The sequence below is a fragment of the Streptomyces sp. AM25 genome (genome assembly GCF_058146165.1).
Map to the genome: position 1 here is coordinate 302,518 of NZ_JBKIWN010000003.1, position 6,000 is coordinate 308,517.

The 6,000-nt window shown below is 71.4% G+C and carries 5 protein-coding genes and 2 pseudogenes; 5 read left to right on the forward strand and 2 right to left on the reverse strand.

Annotated elements, in window-relative coordinates:
* Positions 1-205: 205 nt before the first annotated feature.
* Both ACLHRZ_RS05345 and ACLHRZ_RS05350 read left to right on the forward strand, forming a co-directional pair.
* Complete coding sequence (locus ACLHRZ_RS05345) at positions 206-1,699, forward strand: glycosyltransferase family 39 protein (protein ID WP_490417074.1); 1,494 nt, start codon at positions 206-208, stop codon at positions 1,697-1,699.
* Positions 1,696-2,205, forward strand: a pseudogene (locus tag ACLHRZ_RS05350) (phospholipid carrier-dependent glycosyltransferase); the annotation flags it as partial. The gene ACLHRZ_RS05345 and the pseudogene ACLHRZ_RS05350, both read left to right, overlap by 4 nt.
* 158 nt (positions 2,206-2,363) lie before the next feature.
* On the opposite strand, the gene ACLHRZ_RS05355 reads toward ACLHRZ_RS05350, so the two are convergent.
* Complete coding sequence (locus ACLHRZ_RS05355) at positions 2,364-2,870, reverse strand: MarR family winged helix-turn-helix transcriptional regulator (RefSeq protein ID WP_490417075.1); 507 nt, start codon at positions 2,868-2,870, stop codon at positions 2,364-2,366.
* A gap of 255 nt (positions 2,871-3,125) precedes the next feature.
* Here ACLHRZ_RS05355 and ACLHRZ_RS05360 point away from each other — a divergent pair, with 255 nt between their 5' ends.
* Together ACLHRZ_RS05360 and ACLHRZ_RS05365 are read left to right on the forward strand one after the other, a co-directional pair.
* Entirely contained in the window at positions 3,126-4,088 is a 963-nt protein-coding gene (locus tag ACLHRZ_RS05360; RefSeq protein WP_490417076.1) for a quinone oxidoreductase family protein, read from the forward strand.
* Between the two features lie 32 nt (positions 4,089-4,120).
* Positions 4,121-4,738 carry a TetR/AcrR family transcriptional regulator gene (locus tag ACLHRZ_RS05365; protein ID WP_490417077.1) on the forward strand — a complete coding sequence of 206 codons (618 nt, stop codon included), beginning with the start codon at positions 4,121-4,123 and terminating at the stop codon, positions 4,736-4,738.
* Positions 4,739-4,843: 105 nt separating this feature from the next.
* Here the strand turns inward: ACLHRZ_RS05365 and ACLHRZ_RS05370 are convergent, their stop codons facing one another.
* Complete coding sequence (locus ACLHRZ_RS05370; RefSeq protein WP_490417078.1) at positions 4,844-5,023, reverse strand: hypothetical protein; 180 nt, start codon at positions 5,021-5,023, stop codon at positions 4,844-4,846.
* Between the two features lie 145 nt (positions 5,024-5,168).
* Here ACLHRZ_RS05370 and ACLHRZ_RS05375 point away from each other — a divergent pair.
* Positions 5,169-6,000: pseudogene (locus ACLHRZ_RS05375) on the forward strand (PucR family transcriptional regulator); the annotation flags it as partial.

Genomic DNA, 6,000 nt, shown 5'->3' on the forward strand with positions numbered 1-6,000 from the left:
TTCTGCATGGTGTGTCTCCACCGCGTCGAACCAAGGTGCCCACCTGCAGTCGATCAGGGTTCGACGGGCCCGTTCCGACCCGGCCCCCCTGCACACCGTGATCGCTGAGAAGGCTGCCCACATGTCCAGTCCCCCCGGCCGCCCAAGCCACTGCGGCCTCGCCCGGCGGCGTCGAGCAGCGACCGCAGCGCGTTCCCGCACCACCATGCCTGTCACAACCGGCGCGTCCACCGGCCGCATTCGCTGGATGCGCGCGGCCGGGTGGGCGCCGCCGGTCCTTGCGCTCGGCCTCGGGGTGTGGGGGAACACGAACCCCTCCGCATGGACCGACGAGATCGTCACCATCGACGTGGCACGGCGGTCCTGGCCGCAGCTGATGAACCTGCTGGGGCAGGTCGACGCGGTGCACGGCCTGCACTACGTGCTGATGCACCTGGTCGGACAGGTGAGCGGAGGTCTCGACGAGTTCACCGCGCGGGTGCCCTCCGCGATGGCAGTGGCCGTCGCGGCAGCCGGCCTCACCCGGCTGGGACGGCTGCTCGGCGGTCCGCGCCTCGGCCTGTGCGCCGGGCTGCTCCTGGCCGTTTTGCCGACCGCGTCACGCTACGCGCAAGAAGCCCGCTCGTTCGCCTTCGTCATGGCGGTCGCGGTACTGGCCACGTGCGCCCTGGCCGAAGCCCTGTCCGGCCATGCCCGAGGCCGGTGGCCGGCCGGCTACGCCGTACTGCTCGCCCTGCTGGGCTGGTTCAACCTGCTGGGACTGCTGCTGGTGCCCGCCCACGCGGTCACCGTGGCCCTCCGGCGCCCAGGCCGCCGTACCGTCGTACGCCTGCTGCAGGCCCAGGCCGCGGGCGTAGCCGCCGTCGTCCCGCTGCTGATCCTCGGCTCGGCCCAGAGCTCCGCCGTGGGCGAAGCACCACCGGTCACCGCCGCAACTCCGGTCAATTACTTCACCTGGCTCCTCACCCCCGGCCAGGACACCCTCCCCACCACGCTGAGACTCCTGCTCACCCTCACCGCCCTCACCGCTCTCACCCTCCTCGTAGTGCGCCGGCACAAGGCCCCGCCCCTGGCCCTTGCGGTGAGCGTGCCCTGGCTGACCGTCCCCCCGCTGTTCCTGGCGGCCGTCTCGCTCGACCAACCCCTCTTCGCCTACCGCTACCTGCTGTTCTGCCTGCCGGCCCTGGCCCTGCTGCTCGCCGTGGCCGCCGCCGTCGCCCCCCTGGGTCTGCAGCTGCTGTTCGTGCTCCTGGCAACTGTTCCCCTCGCCTCGTCCCACCTGGCCATACGTCAGGAGGGCAGCCGCCAGTGGGACACCCGCGCCGTGATCAGAACCCTGCGCATCCACGACGCCCCCGGCGACGCCGTTCTCTTCAGCGGTGCCCGGTGCGGCCTGATCGCCAGTGCCTTCAAGGAAGCCTTCACGAACCGTCCCGACCTGGGCAAGGCTCGGACGGCCGCCGCACTCGGCGCCTTGGACAACCTCCCCGCCGACCCGGCCCTTCTGCAACAGCGCCTGGCCCACACGTCCCGCGTCTGGCACATCACCTGCAACCACCTCTCCGGCGGCGCCCGCCAGGCCGCCGCCCGCACCGCCACAGCCCAGGAACAGGCCCTCACCCGCGCCGGCTTCTCCCCGGCCTACCGCCACAGCGTCCGCGGCGTGGACATCACCCTCGAACAACGCCCCACCACATGAGCCCGGACACCGCGCCCCCCACCCCGCACAGTCGGACGACAGACGGGCAGCAGCCCCCGTGGCAGTGCAGACTCCGCCGATTCGGATACGCGGCCCGGCCGCGGCCGGGCATGAGAGAGCGCCTGGTACCGCCGTACGCCGAGCCCGGTACCTGGCTGTGGGAACGGCCGGGGGCGACGTCCGCCGCAGCGCTGCGGCTCGCCCGCTGCTCGGGCTGGACAGCTCCGCTGCTGGTCACGTTGTGCGCCGGAATCCTGCGCTTGTGGAACCTGGGCAGTCCGAATGCGGTGATATTCGACGAGACGTACTACGCCAAGGACGCCTGGGCCCTGTGGAAGTACGGCTACGAGGTCGACTGGCCCAAGGACGCCAACGACAAGATCATCACTGGGCACACGCACGTCACCGACACCGCCGAACGCGTTGTGCATCCTCCGGTGGGCAAGTGGGTCATCGGTATCGGTGAGCAGCTTTTCGGGCTGAACCCTTTCGGCTGGCGGTTCATGTTCGACACCTGGATCTAGCAGGTGGATGACCGTCGGTGATGACCGCATAAGGAGATCGCGCCTGCCGGGGTGCCGACGGTCAGGTCCGTACGGGCTCCGCAGACCACCGCCCTCGGTCACAAGGGGGTGCGGGCCCGGCCCGTTCGTCCTGCTCCTGCTCAGGGCTGCAGGCCGCCCAGCCGGCCCTCCAGCAGTACCAGCAGCTCGGCGAGGGTCTCGGCGAGCTCCGCCTGGCGGCCGGTGCCCAGCCCCTCCAGCAGCGCCTGCTCGTAGCCCAGCTGGTGGGGGATGAGCCGGTCGATGACCTCCCGGCCCTCGTCGGTCAGCGAGAGGTGGGCGACCCGGCGGTCACGGCCGTCGGGCCGCCGCGCCACGAGCGCGCGCTCCTCCAGGATGCGCAGCCGCTTGGTGACCGCCGCACCCGAGGCGAAGGTCTCGCGCGCGATCTGGCCCGGGGTGAGCTCCCGGCCCGTGCGGCGCAGGGTGCCCAGGATGTCGAACTCCGCCCGCGTCAGCCCCTCCCGCACCAGCGGGGCGTCCGTGGCCTGCTGCAGCAGCGCGGCACAGCGGTTCAGCCTGCCGATCACGGCCATCGGCGCGGTGTCCAGCCCGGGGTGGACCTGCTGCCACTGGCGCAGCACGCGCGCGACGATGTCCTCTGCCACAGTGCCGATCCTCTCCTGTCGGTACTCCCGGGGGTCTCCGGGATCTCCCGGTAGATTCTGCCGTCCCGCCGCCGGGCCGCCGGAAGGCGGCATGGCCTGCGGAAGCGACGGCGTGGAGGCGCAGGGCGCCCGGCTCCCACGGACCCGCCCGCTTTCTGGACTTGTGGGTCCAATCCCGTTTTCCTACCGTGCTCCCCGTACCACCTCACAAGCCCACTCCGACAACACACTTGTCCCCACAGAGAGGTGCCGGCCATGCACGCCATCCACATCGAGGAACACGGCGGTCCCGAGGTCATGCGGTGGACCGAACTCCCGGACCCGGTCCCCGGCCCCGGCGACGTGCTGGTCCGGCTGAGCGTCGCGGGAGTGAACTACATGGACACCGGCGCCCGCGCACAGGGCGGCCCGGGCTGGACCGCCCCCGCGATCCTGGGCGCCGAGGGGGTGGGACACGTCGCCGCCCTCGGCGTGGACGTCGACGGCCTGGCCGTCGGCGACCGGGTGGCGTGGTTCTACCACCCCGGCAGCTACGCCGAGTTGGTCGCCGTCCCGGCCGGCTCGCTGGTCAAGGTGCCCGACGGCATCACGGACGAGACCGCGGCCGCCGTGATGCTCCAGGGAATCACCGCCAGCCATCTCAGCACCGAGGCCTACGCGATCAGGCCGGGGGACACGGCCGTGGTGCACGCGGCGGCAGGCGGAGTGGGCCTGCTGCTCACCCAGATGATCAAGGCCCGTGGCGGCACGGTGATCGGCCTGGTCTCCCGCGAGGAGAAGGCCGCCATAGCCGAGGAGGCCGGCGCCGACCACGTGCTGGTCCGGTCCGGCGGCGGCTTCCAGGACCGGATCAGGGAGCTGATCGGCGGCCGGGGGGACGACGTCGTCTACGACGGCGGCGGCACCGCGACGTTCCGCTCCTCGCAGCTCGCCCTCCGCCCGCACGGGGTGCACGCGTACTACGGGCCCTTCATGGGCGTACCGACGTTCCGGCCCACCGATCTGCCGAACAGCATCCTGCTGACGTACCCGGTGATGCACCATCACGTACCCGACCACGCGTCCCTGGTCCGCCGCACCGGAGAGATCTTCGGCCTGATCCTCGACGGGCGGCTCACGCCACGCATCGGTGGCCGCTACGCCCTGGCGGACGCCGCGCAGGCGCACAGGGACATCGAGTCGCGCAGGACCACCGGAAAACTGCTGCTCCTGCCCTGACAATGAGCCGAGCATCCACGCCGGGAGGACACGTGCAGTTGACCCGCAAGGGCGCCGCGACCAAGCAGCGCATCGTCGAGGGCGCAGCCGAGGAGATCCGGCAGCAGGGTGTGTTCTCCCTGCGGCTCGAGGACGTCATGGCCCGCACGGCGACCAGCAAGAGCCAGCTGTTCCACTACTTCCCCGGGGGCAAGGACGAACTGCTGCTGGCCGTGGCCCGGCACGAGGCGGACCGGGTGATCGACGACCAGCAGCCGGAGCTGGGCTCCCTGACCACCTGGGCCGCCTGGTGGCAGTGGCGTGACAAGGTCGTCGCCCGCTATCGCGAACAGGGCAGCAACTGCCCGCTGCACGCCGCCGTCTCACACCTGGGGACGGCCACGGACGCCGCACAGGCCGTGGCCCGCGGGCTCCTGCGGCACTGGCAGGCCCAACTCGCCGCCGGCATCCGCCACATGCAGGGCACCGGCGAGATCGCCGCCGCCCTGGACGCCGACCGCGAGGCCGCGGCCCTCCTGGCCGGAGTCCAGGGCGGGGTGTTGATCCTCATGACGACGGGCGGTACGGAGCACTTGGAGGCAGTGCTGGACCGGGGCATCGCCCACCTGCGCGACGCGCCCGCCCACGTCCCGTCCCCCGCGCGGGCCTGACCTCACCTCGACGTGCCCAGCTCCTCGGGGCGCACCCCCGTCGCCTCCGTTGCCAAGATGCGTCCGAACCTCTGGCCGCCTCCCTGGAACTGTGCGACCCGGAGTTCAGTTGCCGACGTCGACCCAGTCGGTGGGCCACTGTGAATCGATGAAGGCACTGTGGCCGACATCCGTCGGCGAGCCACTGCAACTGCCGTTGCCCTTCTGGCTGGTGCCCCACATGTCGATCGAGTGGAACCGGAGCGAAGGCTCGTCCTGCACAGTGAGGAGGCCGTTCCGGTGCACGAACGCACAGTGAGCCGAACCCTTTGAGCCGAAACCTTCGATGGCGCCGTCGCCGACCGGCAGTTCGTGAGCACTCGACCCCGGGACCAAATGTGATCTTGGTCGAAATATCGCTTACTCTCTGCTGCAAGGGGGCGATATGTACATGCAGACGGATACCGGCGGTGGGGTCGCAGCCCGGCGTGCGCAGCGAGCCGAGGACGTGCTGGCCATGCAGCGCGCAACCCGTAAGAACGGCACCCGGTCGCTCCTGCGCTGGCTGTCCGATCGGACAGGCACCTGGGTCCGGCTGACCGACGGGTCGCCGGCCGGCGACCTGGACGGCGAGGCCGGGGAAGTCGTCGATCGCGGGGTGAAGGAACTCGCTTCCCGAAACCTGCGTTCCATGGCTGTCGACAGCGGGAACCGCACCGTGCTGCTCTTCCCCCTGGACGGCCCGCGCGGAGCCCGCGCACCCGTTCTCGCCGCGGCCGCTCCCCGGCCGGTGCCGGCCCACCTGCCCTCGCTGCTCGCCGACGCCGCGTCGGCCCTGAGCCTGTGCTGGCAGGCCGAGCACGCTGAACGGCTGCGTCAGCGGCTCGAACACGCCGAGGTCCGCAACCGGGAGGCCGTGCTCCACCTGCTGATGGGCCGTCACCTCGCGGCAGCCCACCAGGTCGCCGAGGCACTGCACCCGCCGCTGCCCTTGGTGATCCGCTTCTATGTGGTCGAATGCCCGCCCCGGGTACGCAGTGACATTGCAGCCCGCTGCGCCGAGCTCGCCGAAGGCGCCTGGGTCGTCCCGTGCCCGGTCTACGCCGACCACATCCTGATGGTCGCACCTGCCGACGCCCCGCCTCTGGAAGAGGCCTTCGCCGCGCTGTCGGACGACTGTCTGGCGGGTGCGAGCGATGTCCTGCCGCTGCGTGACACGGTCACCGGCTACGCGCAGGCGTTCCACGCCCTTGCCGCGGCCCGCAACCAGCCCGGGGGGGGGG

Coding starts and splice junctions, on each gene's coding strand:
- ACLHRZ_RS05345 (WP_490417074.1), top strand. CDS start 206: ATGCCTGTCACAACCGGCGCGTCCACCGGCCGCATTCGCTGGATGCGC.
- ACLHRZ_RS05360 (WP_490417076.1), top strand. CDS start 3,126: ATGCACGCCATCCACATCGAGGAACACGGCGGTCCCGAGGTCATGCGG.